Source organism: Treponema denticola (assembly GCF_024181645.1).
In the GTDB taxonomy this organism is placed as follows: Bacteria; Spirochaetota; Spirochaetia; order Treponematales; family Treponemataceae; genus Treponema_B; species Treponema_B denticola_A.
The window spans coordinates 593,883-614,488 of sequence record NZ_CP058624.1; the positions used below are offsets into that span (position 1 = coordinate 593,883).

General features: G+C 38.4%; 15 protein-coding genes and 1 pseudogene. 9 read left to right on the forward strand and 7 right to left on the reverse strand.

Annotated elements, in window-relative coordinates; translation table 11 throughout:
• From recJ to HO345_RS02790, 4 genes are all read left to right on the forward strand, one after another.
• The gene (gene recJ, locus HO345_RS02775; RefSeq protein ID WP_253683717.1) at positions 1-2,124 is read left to right on the forward strand and encodes a single-stranded-DNA-specific exonuclease RecJ; all 2,124 of its coding nucleotides are present in this window, start codon (positions 1-3) and stop codon (positions 2,122-2,124) included.
• Between the two features lie 21 nt (positions 2,125-2,145).
• On the forward strand, positions 2,146-3,093 hold the full coding sequence (locus HO345_RS02780; protein WP_253683718.1) for a M23 family metallopeptidase: 948 nt from the start codon (positions 2,146-2,148) through the stop codon (positions 3,091-3,093).
• A gap of 75 nt (positions 3,094-3,168) precedes the next feature.
• Positions 3,169-4,716, forward strand: coding sequence for a hypothetical protein (locus tag HO345_RS02785; RefSeq protein WP_253683719.1), 1,548 nt, complete (start codon positions 3,169-3,171; stop codon positions 4,714-4,716).
• A 108-nt stretch (positions 4,717-4,824) separates the two neighbouring features.
• Positions 4,825-5,220: a ParB N-terminal domain-containing protein gene (locus HO345_RS02790; RefSeq protein ID WP_253683720.1), complete on the forward strand. Its 396-nt coding sequence runs from the start codon at positions 4,825-4,827 to the stop codon at positions 5,218-5,220.
• A gap of 108 nt (positions 5,221-5,328) precedes the next feature.
• Here HO345_RS02790 and HO345_RS02795 read toward each other — a convergent pair whose 3' ends face one another.
• The 4 genes from HO345_RS02795 to HO345_RS02810 are packed head-to-tail and all read right to left on the reverse strand — an operon-like array spanning position 5,329 to position 11,199.
• The gene (locus HO345_RS02795) at positions 5,329-6,981 is read right to left on the reverse strand and encodes an AMP-dependent synthetase/ligase (protein ID WP_253683721.1); all 1,653 of its coding nucleotides are present in this window, start codon (positions 6,979-6,981) and stop codon (positions 5,329-5,331) included.
• Positions 6,982-7,032: 51 nt separating this feature from the next.
• Complete coding sequence (locus tag HO345_RS02800) at positions 7,033-8,277, reverse strand: extracellular solute-binding protein (protein ID WP_253683722.1); 1,245 nt, start codon at positions 8,275-8,277, stop codon at positions 7,033-7,035.
• Between the two features lie 9 nt (positions 8,278-8,286).
• Positions 8,287-10,536 (reverse strand): WD40 repeat domain-containing protein, encoded by a 2,250-nt coding sequence (locus HO345_RS02805; protein WP_253683723.1) that lies wholly within the window; start codon positions 10,534-10,536, stop codon positions 8,287-8,289.
• A 3-nt stretch (positions 10,537-10,539) separates the two neighbouring features.
• Positions 10,540-11,199, reverse strand: coding sequence for a CpXC domain-containing protein (locus tag HO345_RS02810; RefSeq protein ID WP_253683724.1), 660 nt, complete (start codon positions 11,197-11,199; stop codon positions 10,540-10,542).
• A 146-nt stretch (positions 11,200-11,345) separates the two neighbouring features.
• Between HO345_RS02810 and HO345_RS02815 the strand changes: the two genes are divergently transcribed.
• From HO345_RS02815 to mnmE, 3 genes are read left to right on the forward strand one after another with little or no spacing between them, the layout of a single operon-like run.
• Complete coding sequence (locus HO345_RS02815) at positions 11,346-13,424, forward strand: putative glycoside hydrolase (protein ID WP_253683725.1); 2,079 nt, start codon at positions 11,346-11,348, stop codon at positions 13,422-13,424.
• Complete coding sequence (locus HO345_RS02820) at positions 13,424-14,461, forward strand: phosphatase PAP2 family protein (protein WP_253683726.1); 1,038 nt, start codon at positions 13,424-13,426, stop codon at positions 14,459-14,461. The genes HO345_RS02815 and HO345_RS02820 overlap by 1 nt, the downstream gene beginning before the upstream one ends.
• Positions 14,448-15,866 (forward strand): tRNA uridine-5-carboxymethylaminomethyl(34) synthesis GTPase MnmE, encoded by a 1,419-nt coding sequence (gene mnmE / locus HO345_RS02825; protein WP_253683727.1) that lies wholly within the window; start codon positions 14,448-14,450, stop codon positions 15,864-15,866. The genes HO345_RS02820 and mnmE overlap by 14 nt, the downstream gene beginning before the upstream one ends.
• Positions 15,867-15,914: 48 nt before the next feature.
• Here mnmE and HO345_RS13200 read toward each other — a convergent pair.
• Together HO345_RS13200 and HO345_RS02840 are read right to left on the reverse strand one after the other, a co-directional pair.
• Positions 15,915-16,692 (reverse strand): annotated as a pseudogene (locus HO345_RS13200) (nuclease/transposase family protein).
• Between the two features lie 84 nt (positions 16,693-16,776).
• Positions 16,777-18,402, reverse strand: coding sequence for a ClC family H(+)/Cl(-) exchange transporter (locus HO345_RS02840; RefSeq protein ID WP_366796506.1), 1,626 nt, complete (start codon positions 18,400-18,402; stop codon positions 16,777-16,779).
• A 33-nt stretch (positions 18,403-18,435) separates the two neighbouring features.
• Between HO345_RS02840 and HO345_RS02845 the strand changes: the two genes are divergently transcribed.
• On the forward strand, positions 18,436-18,711 hold the full coding sequence (locus HO345_RS02845) for a hypothetical protein (RefSeq protein ID WP_253683729.1): 276 nt from the start codon (positions 18,436-18,438) through the stop codon (positions 18,709-18,711).
• 131 nt (positions 18,712-18,842) lie between these two features.
• Positions 18,843-19,607: a class I SAM-dependent methyltransferase gene (locus tag HO345_RS02850; protein WP_253683730.1), complete on the forward strand. Its 765-nt coding sequence runs from the start codon at positions 18,843-18,845 to the stop codon at positions 19,605-19,607.
• A 590-nt stretch (positions 19,608-20,197) separates the two neighbouring features.
• Here the strand turns inward: HO345_RS02850 and HO345_RS02855 are convergent.
• A complete protein-coding gene (locus HO345_RS02855; protein ID WP_253683731.1) occupies positions 20,198-20,590 on the reverse strand; it encodes a DUF3784 domain-containing protein in 393 nt (130 codons plus the stop codon).
• Positions 20,591-20,606 lie beyond the last annotated feature (16 nt).

Sequence of the window (20,606 nt, forward strand, 5' to 3'; positions counted from 1 at the left end):
ATGGACTGGCAAAAAAAAGAAATAGGCCCCGAACTTGTAAACGAGATAAAAAGAAAATACGGATGTGATCCCCTGACTTCGGCAATATTGGTACGCCGCGGAATTATTGAAGGGAAGGATATTTTATTCTATTTGGAAGACGATATGCGCTATCTTCACAGTCCCTTCCTATTTAAAAACATGGAAGATGCCGTAGACCGTATCTTGGATGCAAAAGAAGAAGGGGAGAAGGTTTTAATTTTCGGCGACAGAGATGTGGACGGCATTACAAGTACGACCCTTCTTTATGAAGCCTTAAAGGATATGGGGCTTGACGTGTCATGGCGTATTCCTACCGGAGATGAGAGCTACGGGCTTTCCGTGGAAGCCGTAGAAAAGCACGCTGCAAATGACGGCACTCTTATCATAACGGTGGACTGCGGTATTTCCAATTTTAGGGAAATTGAAAAAGCCAATAGTTTAGGTATTGATGTAATAGTGGTTGACCACCATACCCCTCAGGAGAGCTTACCGGATGCAGCCGTCATAATAAACTGCAAGATGCCCGATTCGGGCTACCCCCATGAAACTCTATCGGGCTGTGCTACGGCATGGAAACTTATCACCGCCCTCCGTTTCGGAATGCAGCCCTTTTATAAACAGCAAGTTTCCCTTTTAAATGTAAGGCCTGTAAATGATGCTTACTCGATAGAAGCCGTAAAACTTGTAAATATGGTTCAAATCGGAAAAATTACCGAAACCATAGTTCCGGGAATGCTTTCTTTTTCGGAAACAAGGCTTGGCTCTTTTTTAAACGGTCAGCAAATATTCGTATGGGATGCTCCCTTACAAAAAAAACAGCTTAAAAATATCTTCGGAAACGGAATCGAATTTAACTTTTTTGATTTTCAGCCAGAGGTTGCAAAACAATTTCCGCAAATGGGAGATATGAGCCTTTTGCGCTTAAAAGAATTTTCGACAATCGGAAAATATTATGAAGATGCCCAGTCGGAGCTTGAAACTTTTAAAAATATCTTTATAACCTTTGTTCAGCAAAAAAATAATTTTTACGGAAAAAGAGAGGCTTCCGAAATTCAGCTGGTAGCCCTTTCTACCCTTGCAGACCTCATGGAATTAACCGGAGAAAACCGCATTATAGTAAAACAAGGCTTAAAAGAAATAAACAAAAAGCCCCGTCTTGGTCTTGTAGACCTAATGGCTATGCAAAAACTTTTAGGGGCACCCATAGGCACCGAAGAGATAGCGTGGAATATTTCGCCATTGGTAAATGCCTCCGGCAGAATGGGTAGGCCCGAAACGGCTATCGAGCTTTTTCTTGCTCAAGATTCGGGTGAAAGAACGGCTAAGGCCCAAGAAATATTTCAAATGAATGAGGACAGAAAGGCTCTTGGTTCCAAGGCTTGGGAAATTGCTTTACCTTTGGCCGAACAAAGCTTAAAGGAATATAACGAAAAATTGGTAGTTGCCGTCAGTGCGGAATTTCATCGCGGAATTACAGGAATTCTTGCAGGAAAATTGGCCGAATACTTTAAGCTGCCCGCTCTTGCTATCTGCCTTATGCCTGACGGCAGTGCCGTTGCCTCGATAAGATCGGCGAGGGGCTTCCGCCTTTTGGACTTTCTTGAACCATACAGCGAGCTTTTTTTGGACTATGGCGGACATGATTTTGCAGCAGGCTTCGGCATCGAGCAGGAAAAGCTAAATCAGTTTTTGAAAAGCTTAAAACAATTTTCCGAGTCAATGGAATTTGAAAGTGATGCAGATTCCGAAACTCTTACAATTGATGCCGAGCTTCCTCATGATTATTTAAAACCTGAAATCTTAAATTTAGTCGATAAATTTGAGCCTTACGGATGTAATTCTCCGGCTTTGACCTTTATGACAAAGCGGGTAAAAATTTTAAATGCAAATATTATAGGCAAGGCCGAGCCCCTTCATTTGCGCTTTAACTTGGAGTGCGGAAAATATAAATGGAATGCTCTTTATTGGAAGGCTGCCGAAAAACTGGGAACGGAGTTTAAGGTTGGAGACTATGCCGACATAGTATTTAATGTATCGAAAAACTATTTTAACGGGGCAGTTACTCCTAAAATGGTTATCAAGGATTTAAAAAAAATAGATTAGCATAATTTAAGGATTATTAAAATGTTAAAAAAAAGTTTTCAAGTATTATTGTTTTTTTGCTTTTTATTTGCGCTCTATCCATCGGGGAAGAAGGAGATTTCCGATATTGAACAAAACGGCAAATCGGAAAAAGCTCTCTATATTATTTCGCTGCTGGAGAGAGGAGAGTTGGGTTCTTTTTTTAACGTAAAATTTAAAGCTGCACGCAAAATAGAAAAAGCATGGATTACCGTTTATGATACATCGGAAAAAAAAGTTCAAACCATCAATGCTTTTCCCATCGATAAAACGGAAAAAGAATGGGCAGCAATTGCGGCTGTTGCCGTTTGGTGGAAAAGCGGAAAATGGAAAATTCGGACTCATCTGATAATTGAAGGAGCTTTATTTGAAGAAGATAGGGGTTTTGAAGTTTTAGAAAAAGAATTTGAAGAGTATGTAATGAAATTGAGCAAAAAAAATTCACAAATTTTAAGAGATAAAAGTCCTAAAAAAGCCGAACAACGAAACAGGTTTGCAGAAGTTATAAAGATGCAAAACCTTGAAAGCCTTTATTTTAAGGGTCCCTTTGCAATGCCTTTTAATGCTAAAAGAAAAAGCTCAACATTTGCCGAAAAGCGTACGTCTAAATACCCTGACGGAAAAACGTCGGTGAGCCGCCACTGGGGAGTTGATTATCCTTCTCCCATAGGAACACCGATTTTTGCTCCCGGAACGGGAAAAGTTGTGCTTGCCGAAAACAGGATAGTAACGGGCTGGACCCTTGTAATAGAACATGCCCCGGCTGTTTACACCATTTATTATCATCTCAATAAGATTCACGTAAAAGAAGATTCTTTGGTAAAACAAGGAGAAAAAATTGCAGATATAGGAACAACGGGATTTTCTACAGGTCCGCATTTGCATTGGGAGCTCCGCATAAATGAAATCCCTTCAGATCCCGAACTTCTTCTAACAAAAGAATTATTTTAGGTTTTATGGTTATATAGCTACGTAGTATTGACAAAAAGCCTCTAATTCTTTATACTGCTTTTTATGAGGTACTATATGAAAAACTTTAAATCTTTTATTTTATTTACCATTGTCGGCATCTTTGCCGGATTCCTTGTTTCTTGCGGAAATAGGCACGAAAAGGATATTATAGCATTAAAAAAATTATCCATGGAAAGAGCCGAAAAGTCCATTAAGAAATTTTCAGATGAATATTTTATGAGCAGTGAACTGGAAAAAAACGGTTCTGTAATATTTGATGCTCACATTAAGGATTTTAAAAATACCATTCAGAACAGTAAAGCCGATAAAAATCCTTTGGATGCGGCAGGTATTGAGAATCTTATAAAAAATAACATCGGCTTGAATTTTACTTTTATTAACGACCAAAAAGAAAAAGCCCTTTTTTATTCTTACGGTATTAAAAGTCCGGCTCCCGGAATGTCCGATCTTCCTATTTTTCTTATGAAATTCGGCGATAAAAATATTGAAGCTGCCAGCCCTTTTTTAAAGGACACTACATTTTATCTGCCGTCAAACGGTATAGGTAAATTTTTAGCCTTGGTTTCTCCGAAAAATTTCCTTTCATTTTTTAATATGGATTTTTCCTATAATGAAATGAAAAACATGATGACAATGCAGCTTGACAGACATTCTAAAAAAAGATATTTAAATGCCGAAAAAGCTCTTTATAAAAAAGCCGATATAAAAAAGACCGATTCGGGATATGAAATTACTTTTAACAATGAACAGCTAAAACAAGTGCCTTCTCTTATTTGGTATGCCTTAAAAAACGATAACCGCTTAAAATTAATGTTGAGCATGTATGAAGATATTCTTACAAAAGAAATAATGGATAGTTTTTCAGAAAATATTTCGCCTGAAAAAATGACTATCCCTGAGGGCTTCCGCATTACCGAAGAAATAAGCGTAAAAGACGGCTTAATTTCAAAAGATATGGTTACGGTTTTTGTAGCAGATAAGCCTTGGATTAAATTAAGCTACGAAATTGAAGACTATGATTATATTTTTAATAATTTAATTACAAGTATAGAACTTTTTAGTGATGTAGATTCTTCTTCCCATACTATCACATTTACAAGCAGGGGAGAATCAAATGAAAATAAAGCTGATTTTATGATAAATATGTGGCTTTCTGCTAATGATTCGATGAGTGAAGATTTGATACTAGGAGCTCTAAATTATTCCATACTGATAGATAAAACAAAGCAGTCGGATAATTTTAAAGCTTCAATGAATTTTGCTTTCCCCAAAATGGTGCCCGTATATTCAGAGGAAGGTTATGACGATAACAATATGGAAATAATGCAAATGTTTGTTTCAGGCAGCTTTAATAAGAAGAGTCCGGATACTGTGGAATTTGGCATTGACAAAATAAACTTAACCTCTTCTAAAGAAATGGGCGGGGGAAGTCTTAACGTTGAGCTTGACTCAAAAATGCTTATCACTAACAAGATTACAAAGAAGATAGAAATGCCTAAAGACAGGGTGAACGTGCTCGAAATGAGCTCCGAGGACTGGACAAAAACCAAAGATGAGTTTATGATGCAGTTGGAAAATCTGTCAAAGGAGTATGGAAAATAAATCCTTTGATTATGGGGGAATGATAAACAGTTCGGCACAAATGGTGCCACACTGTTTATCTGCCGAGTTTGCCTTATCGGCAAACGTCGCATTATTATGGGAGGACTTATGCAGATTCCTATAGAGGAGATAAAAGTAAGACAAAGAGCCAGAAAAGAATTTATAGAAATTGAAGAGCTGGCAGAAAGTCTAAACCGTGTAGGGCTTTTAAATCCGATTATTGTAGATCAAAATAAAGTGCTTATAGCCGGCCAACGGAGATTGGAGGCTGCAAAAAAACTGGGCTGGAAAACCATAGAAGCCAGAGTTCTTTCCGTAGAGGATGAAAGCCTTGCTCTCGATATCGAGATTGAAGAAAATGTGCAAAGACAGCAGTTTTCGAATGAAGAACTTTTAAACGCTTTTGCGCGTCTTAACCGCTTAAAAAATCCGGGATTTTTTGTAAGAATCTGGCGTTCAATAAAAGCCTTTTTTAAGCGGCTCTTCGGCAAAAAGAAAAAATAGGAATCGGCTCAAGTTTAATTTTTATAGGAAAACGTTTTTTAAAACACTGAGCTCGTTTTATAAAAATCCGTGCAGCAAAAAAGCCTCCTTTTTAGGAGGCTTTTTTTATTATTTTTTTATTTCTTCCGGTTGAGGTTTGCCATGCCGCAGAGAATAAAGATAGCGCTTTATCTTTTGGCTTGCAGTTTTTTCGAATTCTTCCACAACTTCAATTTTATCTATCTTTGAGAACTTGTTGACCTTTGAGTTGACAAAAAATCTTATCTCATTCAGCATCTCTTCTCTTTTATGCATTATTGCATTGGAAATTCCTGAAACGGCATCTCCTATAGCATCCTGTAAGCGTACATAGGCGACTAAAGATGTATTTTCTCCTTCGACAACAAGGGCTTCGGATACAAGGGGATGCTGGTTTAGAACAAATTCTATATCTTCAGGATAGATATTTTCTCCGGCAGCCCCTAAAATCATATTTTTGGATCTTCCCTTTAAGCTGACTCTTCCCTTGTCATCTATTGCACAGAGATCGCCGGTTTTGAACCAGCCGTCTTCGGTAAAGGCTTCCTTTGTTAAGTCCGGGGCATTGTAATAGCCTTGCATTACATTGGGGCCTTTTACTAGGAGCTCTCCTATTCCTGTTTGAGGGTCTTTATCCCCTATTTTTATTTCTACGCCCGGGATGGTGCCGCCTATTACGCCGGGAGTTGTTTTGTACACTGCGGAATAAGCAACCAATGGAGAAGTTTCGGTAAGACCGTAGCCTATTGCATATGGAAATTTTGCGTCAACCATAAATTGCTCAACAACGGGGTCGGTTTTTGAACCTCCTATACCGAAAAATTTAAGACGGCCTCCGAATGTCTTTTTTAGTTTTTTTCCGGCCCTACGGCATAATAATTTTCTTCCGAGTTTTGTTCCGTAAATCCTCTTTACAAGGGGACTTGCATTAAAGGCCGGCAGAATTTTTTGCTTGTATATTTTTTCGATTACAATCGGAACACTCAACATAAAATGAGGTCTTATCTTTTGAAGAGCCGGCAGGAGGTTTCGAGGAACAGGCGGACCTTCGAGGTAGTAGATACAGGCTCCGTTCAGCATGAACATTAAAAAGCCTATTGTAAACTCATAAACATGGGACATTGGTAATATTGAAAGGGCTGCCTCATATTGGTTTATGCGTTGACAGTGCTGACCTGCAATAGCCGTAAAGATAAGATTTTTATGTGTAAGGACAACGCCTTTAGAACGGCCCGTTGTACCCGATGTATAAATAATTGAAGCTATATCTTCTTCCTTACATTCATGTTCAGCCAGAGGACTGTCCGTCTTTATTTCTCCTTTTTTTACTGCAAAGTCATGTATATTGATTATGACATCAAGGTCATCGGTATTGTTTAACTTTGCCAAAAGTTTTTCTCCGGCAAATATAGCCCTTGCTCCCGAATGCTTTAAACATGATGAAGCTTCACTTTCATTAAAGTCAGGTAAAAGAGGTACGGCGACGGCTCCGAGTGTTACTATCGCAAAATACGAAATTGCCCACTGAGGCGAGCTTGTACTGAAAATTGCTACCTTATCAAGAGGTTTTATGCCCAATGAATGTAATAAGGCTTTTATAGACTCAACCTTTTCGTTAAGTTCTTTGTAGTTTATGGGCTGTTCGGATACATATGAAAGAGCAGGCCTATTTGAAAATTTTAAGACCGAATTTCTTAATAAGGCTGAAAATGTATATTTTCCGAGATCATTGATTGTCTGCATAAGTACTCCATTAAATATCTATGACAACTTAATTATAATAAGGTTGCATTTTTATTGATTTTTATACCATTCTGCTATTCTTTTATTAAGAGAAGGAATAGAATCGGGGTAGGCGGAGGCATTGCATGCGTCCTTCAAATAGGGCATTAGAATTTCCTTTTTTAGCATCGGCCAATTGCTCGGCAAGATATGAGGTGCATAAAAGCTTTGTGTCTGAGGCAGGTGTGCCAGTAAAAGAGGATAATATCTTGGGAATAATTTTTCGGTTACTTGATGCAGGGCCGAAAAGCCTCCGGCAAGGCCGAAGGAATTTATCATAAGATCCATCTCATTGGCTCGATTTAAAAGCTGTTCTTGGGTTTTTACCTGAAAAAACCAAATAAAAAAAGCCTCGGCAGCTTTAGAGTTTTTTGCTTTGCTGCAAATTCCACCGTACAGAATGTCGTCTTTTAAGGGTGTCTTTCCGCCGAAAGCCAGCCATCTAAAATCTATATTTTCCAATCGTTTTTGAGGTGTAGAAAAAAGCTCCTCACTGGAGACATAATAAAAAAGACATCTTCCGTTTTTGACTAAAACATAGGGCGAGTCATAAAGATATTTGAATTTAAAGTCATCTTCGGCAGCGGCTGATGTGTTTACCTCGCTGCTCCAATCTCTTATATAATTTATTGCATTTTGAAGAGACTTATCGTTCCATGAAAAAAAATCTTTTTCTTCTTCAAAGGAGGCATTGAAGCCCTTGGTGTTCATGTATAAAAAGTCATCCGACCAGCGTGGAGAAAAGCCCATTGCAGTATAAGTCCCTCTGTTTGCCTTATTAAACTTAATTGAAAAATCTCTTATCTCATCAGTAGAAATGGAAAAATCGCTCTTTGTTTTAAACTTATTTGCCGAGGAAAATATAATCATCGGTAAGTTAAAACTTATAGGCAATAGATATTGGTTGCCGGAAATATTTCCTAGGTTTAAGAGTTCGGGATAAAAGTCGGTTTTGTTTATCTTTTTTTCCCCGAAAAGATTATTGATTTTTCGAAACTTTACTCTGGCCGATTTACCTTTAAGCCATGAACCTATAACTATGTCGGGCTGCACATCAGTATTTATGATGGCATCGACAGGGCTCTTTTTGTATTCTACAATAATTTTATACTCGTTTTGAGAGTTATTAAAAACTTCACAGTATGAAACAAACTCCGCCCTGTCCGTCCAGATGACCGCGATCTTGTCTTCTTCGGTTTTTGTACATGAGGTAAAAATCATTGCTGCAAGGATTAAAAATAAAATATATCTTTTCATAAATTTCTCTTACTCTACTGTTATTGTTTTTAAAATAGCCCCTGTTTTCCGCTCATACCATGATAGAGTATCGCCGAAGTTGAGGCTGATAAAATATTTTTTTAAGATAATCGCTTCCTTGGGAAATCCGTATGAGCGGGATAATCTTCTGGCCTGCTTTGATGAGGTATTGTAGTGAACAAGCGAGCTGTTTCCCAAGTTGGTTAAAATGTCGTTTCCCGAAATTTCCAAAAAGGCATCTACGCTTTCTTCCTTGTAGGAAAGAATCGGTTTAAAAGTGCTGTCTATAGGATTTTTTTGGTTTAAGCTGATATGCAGCAGCTCTGTTTTAGGTGAAGGACTTGTTCCTACCAAAAAACATGCAAGGCTGTTAGGGCGTGAAGCATTTTGCTCAAGAGCAAAGGCTAAATTTCCTTCCATCGGAATCGGACTTGTTTCTTCCGTTAGGGTATTTATTATAAAGACCGGACTTTGCGAGCGTCCTATGGAACTTTTGGCAATCAGCATTGTGTTGTCGTCTACTTGAACCGCATTTTGAATTCCCGGGGCATTATAGACGAATTCTTTTTTTCCGTTATCAAAATTAACCAATGTAACTCCGTTAAAAGATTCTACATATAAAAATAAATTCTTATAAACCGAAACGGATATAACGGTTTCTTTAGGTGTGGTAATTTTTTTTAGTTCCTTTGTATCAAGGGAGTAGTGGGAGATAGGCATCGCCTTTTTTATGTCCGACCACAGCAAAAATCCGTTGTTATAGAATGTAAACTTATTTGTTTTAAGGTCTTCTATTATCGGTATGGGTTTTTCTTCAGGGGAATTTTGAACATAGATTTTTCCGTCTTTTAGGATGTACAAAACATTTCCATCGCTTGTAATGTCATCTATTTTTGAGCCGGAGTAAGTGAGCGGTTTTTCAAGATTTACTGAAGAGTCTTCGTTTAGGCCTATCATGTAAATGGCTCCGTCTTGGGTGCCGATTACCATGTGATTTTTAATATGGCGGGCTGCCGTTATTTTGGAATTTCCCGGCACATAAAAGCCGTTTGAAGAAGCGTCTCCCTGTCTTATGCACCATTCATTTTTTCTTCGAGTTCTTTCAATCCAAATAGGAACCGAATCTTGAATTTTAGAAGCAAAGAGGGCATATCGGGCTTGATGTTTAGATAAGGTTTCTCCCGTAACTGCATCTATTACATAGACATTATTGTCCTTATAACCGATAATTCTTGTAAAGTTTTTTATAAGATTCGGATTTTCAAGTTTGTTCTCTGTTCTGAATTCTTTTAGCTTTTTTTTCTTTGCTATATCGGTGTAAACAAGGCGGCCTGATTCTCCGTAAGTTACAATGCTTCTTTCGCTTGATGCCGTAGCTGCCAAAAAAACTATTCCGGGGGCTTCTTGATAGATGTTTTGTACTGTGCCTTTTGAATCCAATACAGTGATGCCGTCGGTAGACCTGTTGCCCACAAAAAGGTAGGTTCCGTTGGCCGACCATGAAAGGGATACGACCGAGTCGGATAGGCGTTTTGAAAATAAGGTCTTCTTTTTTGCCCAATCCCAAAGAGAAACTTGATGAATGCTGAAGCCGTTTGTTTCATAAACTGCAACAAGCCTTCCTTGAGGATGTACGGCTATTTTTTGTATGGGCATACTTGAAAGCTGCCAAGTATCGGGTTCAAATTTCGGATAAGAATATCTGGTAACAAAGCCGTCCTTTCCAGCTGCAAAAAATATCGGCAATGTTCCCGAATTCATTATCTCGGTAACGCCTCCCGAAAATTTGTGAATGACCTTTGCCGAACGGAGTTGGTCTTGTTCGGGGAGGTTTGCTCTTGCGGCCGAGTTACGTGAATAAAGAGCCTTATCGTTTGCAACTGCAAGTGTCATAGCCTGAGCGAATACAAGGATATTTATTTTGGTTTCTTCAGTCTTTATCTCTGAGGATTGAGCTTCCGTGTTTCCGCTTGATGCCGATTGAGTTTGTTGGTTTGTGTTTGCATTTACTCCTGTTTGAGTTTGCTGGCTTGCACTTGAGTTTGCCTCCGGTTGTGATTGAGAGGCAGAGCTTGAGTTTGTATTCGGCTGTGATTGTGAGGGGGTGCTTGAGCCTGTTGTTCCGCCTCCTTGGCCGGTTCCTCCCGTTTGTTCTCCTTGATTTTCGGCAACCTCACTCCAAGGTAAATCCGTATTTTGAGCACCTAATGAAAAACATAAAATTAAAGCAAAAAATAAATAAAGATATTTTTTGTACATAAACTATGAATCCCTTCCTTCGGTAAAAATATTTTGGTAGGAAAGATAGTTTCCCAAATAGACTGCCGTAAAAATCTCGGACTTCTTTTTGTTTTTTATATCTTGACAAATCGAGTCATATAATTTGACGGGAATTTTCATAACCGCTACTTGATCTTCTTTTAAGCCGTAAACATAAAACTCGAAGTTGCCGTCATCGTTTACCGAGTGGAAAAAGATTTTTATCTTTTTGCCCTTTATGTCTTTTCCGCTGTCCAATATAAAGAATTTTAAAACTTCCATGGCATGAGGATCGAGGCCGGCCTCTACAACGGCAATACGCTCGGCCAATTCCGAATAACCTATAACCGGGGTTTCATCGGCTTTTTCATATTCTATCTTTTCTGCTTTTTTTGTTTTTTCGTTTATCTCTTTTAATCCGGAACAGCTTGAAAGGCAGGCTATCCTATCGGCTTCAGGAACGAAGAGCAAGATAAGCTTTTTTGACGGCCATTCTATTCTTGTTTTTATCTCGGACCGGACATTCCTTCCGCACTGCGGGCATTTAAAGGTCAAATATGAACCGTCAGCTATTTTTTTTAATATTTCAGGTTCTTTGTCTAAATTTATTTTGGCATTATGTTCAATTTCAAAACTTTTATCGCAAGGACAATTTATCTTCATAATAAAACTCCAATATTCTATTATTATACTAAATTTTAGAGAAAAATGTAAGAGCCGATGAATCTGTTTATCGGCAGTATAAATTCTAAGTGCTCTTGCCAAAAAATGCAATCCCCAAAAACACCGCTTGCATATATCTTCAATTTATGGCATTATGTGAGCCTATGAAAATGTTTTATTGCGGTAAAAGAGCTTTAAGGCTTGCTTTTGTTTTGTTGATTGTTATGCTCCCGCTTTATGCCCAAGATGCTTTTTTGACAGGAAGTTATGAGGGCTTGTTTAAAATAGATAATTTTAGGGCAAAAAAGATTTGGAGTGATGCGGCTGTTTTTAAAATATCTAAGGCCGGAAATCAATGGCTTTTTTTAACCGATAAGGGGCTGGCTGCAAGCAAAAACTTAAAAGAATTTTACTATCTAAATGATAAACTTCCAAAAAAAATAATTAAAAATATAGATAAAAACGGAAACAAGACTTTTATAGAAAAAATTCCTCAACTTAAAGATTTGGAGGTTCACCCTTTTAATCCGAACATCTTTGTTACTGCAACTTCAAGCAATGTTTTTTTGACACGGGATTCCGGAAAAACTTGGGAGGACCTTGGGGTAAATCATTCGGTAAACGGAATAAAGGCTGTCAGTGTTTTGGATATGCCTAATTCAAGGGGAGAAAAAGTTTTAACGGTTTTTGTTTCTCACTCTATTGCAGGTATGGCTTGGAAACAGCCCGATGTAAATTCAAAAATTTGGAACGATATAAGTGATGGTTTAAAAAAAGGCCCTGAAGGGATTGAAGAAATATCGGATATTGTTTTTAATCAAATCTCGAACAATTCTGAAATTTACTGTGCTCAAACATTTTCAGGTTTAATGTATAAGCTTGATTGGAATAAAAAACTATTTATACTCTTAAATGAAAAAGAAGCAAACAATAAAAAGCTTGTTTGTGTAGATAGTTTAAATATAATAGACAATACGGTTTTCGGAGTTATGGAAGGCGGCTTATTTGAAACCAATTTAATTATGCCGAATACTCAAATCTATACTTCCAACAAATTATTAAAAGATTATGATAGGATAAAAAAATACCTGAAGAATTCAAATTATCTTTGCGCCTTTGTTCCGAATAGGTTAACCTCTTTTAGCGGTAATTTATCCTTATCCGAACTATGGTTGTTACACGACAAAAAAAATCAAAGCAATCCTTATTTAAAAATCTCCGACGGTAAAAAAGGCATTTATACTCCTACACATCAGATGCGGGATGAAAAATCTTTTGAAAAACATCTTAAAACAATTAAGGACAATAAGCTCAATGCCCTTGTTATCGATATGAAAGATGAATATGGCTTTGTCCGCTATGAAAGTAAAAACGAAGATATAAAAAAATATAATGGCATAAAGTATACTCTTGATATTGAAAAATTTATAAAAAGAGCAAAGGCGGAAAAGATTTATCTTATTGCCCGAATTGTCGTATTTAAAGATAAAAATTTATATAGATATAATAATGGGCAGTATGCCGTTCAGGATACAGAAACAGGTAAACCTTGGCAAGGTTATAATCTTTATAACGGAGAAAAAGAAATTATACAGGAGCATTGGGTCGATCCTTATAACGAAGCCGTTTGGAAATACAATGTCGATATAGCAGAAGAACTTTGCTCCCTCGGTTTTGACGAAATTCAATTCGACTATATTCGTTTTCCTACCGACGGCTTAAACCTTGCAGACGTCCGATACCCGGCAAAGGAAAACGGCATGGACAAGGTCAGTGCCCTTATGTCTTTTTTAGCCTACTCACGCGAAAGAATCAAGGCTCCTATTTCTATAGATATTTACGGAGCAAACGGCTGGTACCGCACGGGTGCCCGCACTGGGCAGGAGGTAGAACTTCTTGCAGAATATGTGGATGTTATCTGCCCGATGTTTTATCCCAGTCATTTTTCTCAAAGTTTTTTGGCCTACAATCCTGCCGAAGAAAGGCCTTATCGAATTTATCATCAAGGTTCTTATAGAAACAAATTGATGGCACGCAACAAGGTAATTGTACGCCCTTGGGCTCAAGCCTTTTTTATTCCGGTTTCTTATGACAAAAAATACTATGATGAAAATTATGTAAAACGCCAAATTTTAGGAATTAAGGATTCCATAGATGAGGGCTATATTTATTGGAATAATTCGGGCAGATATTTGGATCTGCGTCCTGACGGGGAGGGCTTATAATGACGGAACTTACGGCAGCTTCAAAAGAACTTCATTTTATTCACCAATGGGGAATAGAAGTAATCAGGGCTGTACAAAATTTTTCAAGTCCTTTTCTTAACGAGGTAATGAAAATTTTTACGGAGGCTTCCACTTACGGATTTGTAGTTTTTATTATAGGCTTATATCTTTGGTGTATAGATTATAAAAAGGGGCTTCATCTTGCCTATGCCGCTGCTTTTACATCGGGACTCAATGGGGGGATTAAGCGGATTTTTAAAATTCCACGTCCCTTTGCTCATGCACCCGAAATCATGCTTAAAAGTATAGGCGGTTTTTCGACACCTTCTGGACATTCTTTGATAAGCGCTTTTATCTATCCGGCTGTCTTGTTTTATGAGCCCTTTAGGGAAAAACTCTCAAAAGATGCCCAATCGGCAAAGCCTCAAAAAAGCGCAGCTTCGGTTAAGATAAAAATACCGGCTGCAATTGTTCTGCCTCTATTGGTAGGCTTTTCACGGGTTTATCTCGGCGTGCATTATCCGACCGATGTCTTATTAGGCTGGGGCCTTGGGGCGTTTATCTTTTTAAGTATGATGTTTTTTCTTCCTGCAATCGAAGCAAAGATTTCTGCATTAAATAGAACAGATGAGAACGATGCCCAAAATATTAAATTCAAAAAAACTGCGTCAATAAGGTTTACTCTTGCGGCTATTTTTGCGTTTATACTCATTTTAATTTCGAGAGAAAAGGTAAATGAAGCAGGTCTTATCCTTGGGCTTGCTTTTGGAAATATCCGTATCCTTGAAAATTCAAAATATAGCTTTGATGCTTCGAAAGGAAGTTTTTTACAAAAGCTTTTGCGATTTATAATCGGGTCTGCTCTTTCCTGTATTCCGATTATGATTTTTTATCTTTTAAAAATAGATTCAAGCTATGCGCAATACAGGCTCTACCGCTTTTTGGAATTTTTTGCTGTAGGCCTTATTGCTTCAGGGCTTGCTCCGATAATATTTTGTATTTTAAAAATTTCGGGAGAAGATAATGCAGATAGGTAAATATTCCCTGGACGATCCGATAGCCGCAATAGCTACGGCTCTAAGCCCTGCCGCTTTGGGCATTGTCCGCACTTCGGGGAAGGGAGCAATAGCCCTTGCTTCCGCAATCTTTTCAAAACCTGAAAAACTAAAAGAAGCCCAAGGCAACACTATCTTGCACGGCTGGGTTTTAGACCCCGAATCAAAAAAAGAAGTTGATGAGGTTACGGTCTGCGTTTATCGGGAACCTAAAAGTTTTACGGGAGAGGATTCCGTCGAGTTTATCTGCCATGGCGGAACTGCCGTAGTTTTAAAAATTTACCGCCTTTTAATCGAAAACGGTTTTAGAGCGGCCGAGGGCGGGGAGTTTACATTCCGTGCCTTTGCGAACGGAAAGGCCGATCTAACGCGGGCTGAGGCTGTAAACGAAATCATCAATTCAAAAACCGATATAAATATAGAACTTGCAGCAGGCCGCCTGTCGGGAAATCTTTTTTCGGGAATAGAGGAAATAAAGCACGGACTAACCGCTGTCATCGCTGCGGCCGATGTCGAAATAGAATATCCAGAAGATGAGGAAACAAGCCAAGGTGCATTTTCCCCTGATTTGATTTTACGGATTATCGAACCTCTAAAAAAATTAGCCGATTCATGGGCAGCTGAAAAAATCTTTATTCAAGGAGCCAAGGTTGTTCTTGCGGGTAAGACCAATGCAGGAAAATCCTCCCTCTTTAATGCCCTCCTAAAAGAAGACAGGGCCATAGTTTCGGATATTCACGGGACGACAAGGGACTGGCTTGAAGCTTCCCTAAACTTTAACGGCATCCCTGTAAGCCTTTACGACACGGCGGGTATACGCTATACTCAGGATTCGATAGAGGTTATCGGTGTAGAGCGGAGCTTGGAGATGAGCCGGAATGCTGACCTTGTCCTCTACCTTTGCGACCCTAAGGATATCTTGTCCGCAGGTAGTTTAAACAAGGATGATTCCGAGTTTATAAAAAATGCAAAGGCTCCGGTAATTACGGTTATCACAAAAGAGGACTTACTCGATACCGAGTCAAAAGAAAAAATAAAAGAAATCTTAAAAGCCGAAAAAATTACAGAGCCCATAATAATTTCATCAAAGGCTTCTAATGGAATTAAGGCTTTGTCCGAAAAGGCCTATTCTGTTCTCGCAAAAAATACCGGCAGTTCCGGCTTTTCAAAAACAGCTTCCCTCGGAAGCGAAAGGCAGAGAGATGCCGTTCAAAAGGCCTTGGATGTACTTAAAACAGCCTATCAAAATTCTCTTGAAAGCTTCCCCCTCGACCTCATCGTAGAAGACCTTGAAGAAGCCTTAAGCTTTTTAGGCGAAATTACCGGAGAAGTCCGCTCCGACGATATCCTTGACAAGGTCTTTTCAGGCTTTTGTGTCGGAAAGTAAATTCGATATAGGAAAAGTCTCCTCAACCTATTTTCAAAAAAGCTGGTTTTATAAAGCCTCTATTTCTTCTTTGGAAAGCCCTGTAACCTTTGAAATTAAGTCAATGCCAAGATTTTCATATCTCATCAGCTTTGCCGTTTCGAGCTTTGTTTGGTATGAGCCGTCGGAAAAGCCTTGTTGTATGCCAATCCTTAGGCTTTCTTCTCTCTGTACTGCGATGTCTGTATCATAATCATATTCGGCTACTAACATATTTATTACCTCCTTGGCCTTTCTTTGCAAATATTCTTTTAAGATTCCTTTTTCTATACATATTTTTACCGCATTGGTAAAGCCGCTCTCTTAGGGAGAGAGAGGACACCTCGTTCAGAGCAAGGTTTCCTCTCTCTCCCTAAAACCCTCTCTCTTCTTCCCGCACTGCTTAGGGCTCCGCCCTAAGAACCCGGTCTTCTTTAATTAAGGTTACGGCACTACGGCACGGACACCGTAGAAGCCGCAAGTACACGATGTTTTAGGCTGTAAGCCTAAAACTTGAAGTCAAGGAATGTACACGGAAGTATATTCCTTGACTGGGCATATTTTCGTTTATAGATGATTGATGTTCTGCAAGCACGATGATTTTACCATCGACGAGGCAGGAAACATCATTGATTATGTTCATATACATAACATTATCGAGCCGTATATTTTCTACGGGAGACGAAAGCGGAAGGTGTGTACCGTGCAAAGCGTTGTAAAGAGATAAGAAATTTTCCTTTGCTTTTTCGTCTTCGCTGAACAAGTCGACAGACACCGAGTCTTTGTATTTTCTGTTTGAAGTACTCATATTAAGACCTCCCAGCTATGATTATACTACAAGATAGGCAGTTTTGCAATGTTAGAGGGAATGAATAATCTATAATGAGTTACCTTACTCTGTCACTTGAGCCATCTCTGCGATTTGCTCCAAATGGGATTCTACATGATGTCCGTGTGTTAAGACTACCAGCCTGTCGCCTGCCGAAATAACAGTACTTCCGTCGGGGATGATTTCTTCTTCGCCCCTCGCAATGCTTACGATTAAACAGTCATCAGGCCATTGAATGTCCATAATTTTCTTTCCGTCCAAAAAAGATTCGGGAGAAACGCAAACTTCAAAAACCTGCTTTCCGTGATCTTCTGCTTTTTCTTTTTTATTTGCAAAATCTTCACTGTCTAAAATCTGTTTTAAAAGAACCTCGTCATTCGGCGGCGACTTTATTATGTTTGCCGTAATGTATGCAGCTGCCGTGGTCAGCACCAAGCCTCCCAAATGGAAAAGGTCTCCGCTTGTTTCTGCAAGAAGAACTATGGCCGTAATCGGAGCCTTTATTACGGTAGTAAAAAAGGCGGCCATCGCAAAGACCATCAGGTTTACGGCATATTGAGCTTCAATTAAATTAAAATAAACCAAGATGTTCGAAAATATAATTCCCGTCAAGGCTCCGCATGAAAGAAGTGGAACAAATATGCCGCCTATGGCTCCGGAGCCTGCCGAAAGGCCTGTAAAAATTATCTTTGCCGCAAGAATCAGAACGAGCATGGAAAGCGGAAAGCTGTGTTCTGCAATGGCTTCAATCAGATGGTCTCCTCCGCTTGCCGCAAGGGGCAAAAAAATACAGACAGGTACCGAAATAAGATACGGAACCAATGGCGAAAATTGGGGCGGAATCTTTAATTTTCTGTACATCTTTTGAGATGTATAAATCGATTTTTTAAAAAGATGTCCGATCAGAGCTGCCGCGGCCCCCATCAAAATTAGCCAGCCGAAATATTTTATAGGGAAAAGTTGAAGACCGTGAAAATCAAAAATAGCTCCCTGCTTAAAAAATAAGGAAGTTGCAAGGTCGCCTGCAAAGGCTCCAAGCATTACGCAGGTTAAAAGGAGTGGGCTTAGATATTGATGCAGGTCTTCTATAGCAAAGACGATTCCTGCAAAGGGAGCTCCGAAAGTTGCGGCAAGCCCTGCTGCAGCGCCGCTCGTTACAAGGCAGACTCTTTCAATATGGGAAGTCTTGCCGATTTTTTCAAAGGCGCTTCCTATATACGCTCCGATTTGAACGGAGGGGCCTTCCCGTCCGACTGAAAGGCCTGCACTTATGTTTAAAACACCGCCTAAAAATTTCAATGGTAATTCAGGCCATGGACTCATATCGAGCTTTTTCATAAATTTACCCTTGATTTGTGAAACCCCGCTCCCCTTTATCATAGGATATTTTTTGATGATAAGGCCCATAAATAAGCCTAAAATAATTACAGTCAAAATTAAAATGCCAAAGCCGAAGACCGTACCGAACTGTCCGCTTACTGTCTTATCATAAACATCAATTCGCAAGCTTGAAAGAAAATCGATGGATTTTCTAAATGCCGTAATTGCAAGTCCTGTGAGGATTCCCACTATAAAACTTTCTCCGGCAATAATAAGATGATTGCCGTACCAATTTTCAAGAATTTTCTTTGTGTTTAAACCTGTGTATTTCATCTTTGATATTATATAAATAAGCCCTTTGCCTGTCAATTAAAATGTTCTCCAAATCAAGGTTAATGAAAAATGGAAATCCTTACCGTGCCGGTTGACAGTACCTTATTGCGCTTATTGACAGCACAGGTGCTCTTAAAAAAATATTACAAAATCGATTTTCAGAACCATAAATACCCTCTTGATAAAAAAACGATGGCGTGCTACTTTAACTTTGAGTTGGAGGAAAACTGGAAAAAACATATTTGGAAATTTGCAAGATTCGGCGGAGTAACTCAGTTGGTGTTTGAAACTGCCGATGATATTCTTAACCTAAAGACGGCGATACACTTTCACTCGGCGATATAAAGAGCACCGAAATTGTCAAAACAGCTGAATGGGCTTTAAAAAGACAGGGAAAAACAGGCAGTATAGTTTCACTTGCGGATATTGTAAACGAAAATGAAGTTATAAAATCAAATGAACTCGGAGATTATAAGATGAACAATTATATAAAATTAAATGAAGATAGATGGAATAATGTAAAAAATGACTATACTGAGCCATTGACACATGAAGAATTAGAAGAAGTTAGAAATAATTCAATTTCTGTTGCATTAACTGTTGGGAAAAAAGTTCCGAAAGAATGGTTTGAAAAAGCCAACGGAAAAAAGATATTAGGTTTAGCTTGTGGTGGTGGACAGCAGGGTCCGGTTTTTGCTATAAAAGATTATGATGTAACCATAATGGATTTTTCTAAATCACAATTACAAAGAGATGATATGGTTGCTAAAAGAGAAGGCTTAAAAATCAATACAGTTCAAGGCGATATGACAAAACCATTTCCATTTGAAAATGAAACTTTTGATATTATTTTTAATCCGGTTTCAAATGTATATATAGAAGATTTAGAAAACATGTATAAAGAAGCCTCTCGAGTATTGAAAAAGGGTGGACTGTTAATGGTCGGATTTATGAATCCTTGGATATACATGTATGACGCTGACATTGTATGGGACAAACCCGATGAGGAATTACTTTTAAAGTTTTCAATACCTTTTAATTCAAAAGAGCTTGAAGAGGAAGGCAAAATAACCATAAATCCGGAATATGGATATGAATTTAGCCATACCTTAGAAACTCAGATTAGAGGACAACTTAAAAATGGTCTTGCTATGATAGATTTTTATGAATCATGTGATAAAAGACATAGATTATCACGTTATGGAAATGACTATATAGCTACACTCTGCATTAAACTATAATATTATAGAACATACTTCTATAGAACATACTTCAGGAGAATAGCCCGGTTTATTTTCCTTAAGGGTTGAAATCTAAAAATCCCGGTTTGTATAATTGAATATAACGATTTGAGAAACAGTAAATCAAAATAGGTTTACTGTTTTTTGTTGCTCAACTTTCAAAAAATCGTCCATAGACATAAAAAGGTACTTGACAAAATGCTCTCTGGGGCACAAAGGAAGATATTAAGCCCTATACCGATGGCGAGTTCTACAACAATGTTCTGCTGACACAAACAGAAAGAATTACCATCATTACCATCTTATTAGAACATACAGTGCGAAACATTGAGTACTGTACCCCGACGCTCGCGTCGGGGTTGTTGATTGCCGTTTTAATCTTGCTGCTTGCAGCTGCCGGTGTTTTTTGCTATTTTTATCTTATTAAAAAACCGGGTATCTATCCGTTCAATCTGAAATAAAACCGGAAACACACAAAGGGGAGATGGAGCACCATTCGTCATTCCATCATCCCCTTTCTGCGAATTGAGCTTTACATTTAAAGAGCACCTCTAAAAATCAGACAAGTTTTTTTAGCGCTCAAATATCGTTTACTCTGCAAAAATAACTAGAGCTAAAATAATCAGAATAACAATATTTATAAACACAATAAAGGGAATAACTTCGTTTAGCCTTTTTTTATTTTCTTTTACTAGAAGGATTGAAACTGCAATCATTGTAAGAATTATATAGGCTGCTATTATAAGTTTTTCGGTTTGCTTGGACATTTGAAAAAACCGGAAAAGAATGCCTACTGCCAAGGAAAGGACTGAAAGAAGATAGAGGCAAAGCCCAACATGCTTACCTATGGAAGATGCATTATATTCTTCTTTTTCCTCTTTGCTCATCATATTATAACCCGCAATCAAAAAATAGAATTTAAACCTATGAATTAAAATACCGAAAACCGCAAGCCCTGCTGCAATTATATAAAAAGCTATCATTCCTCCCTCCAAAAAT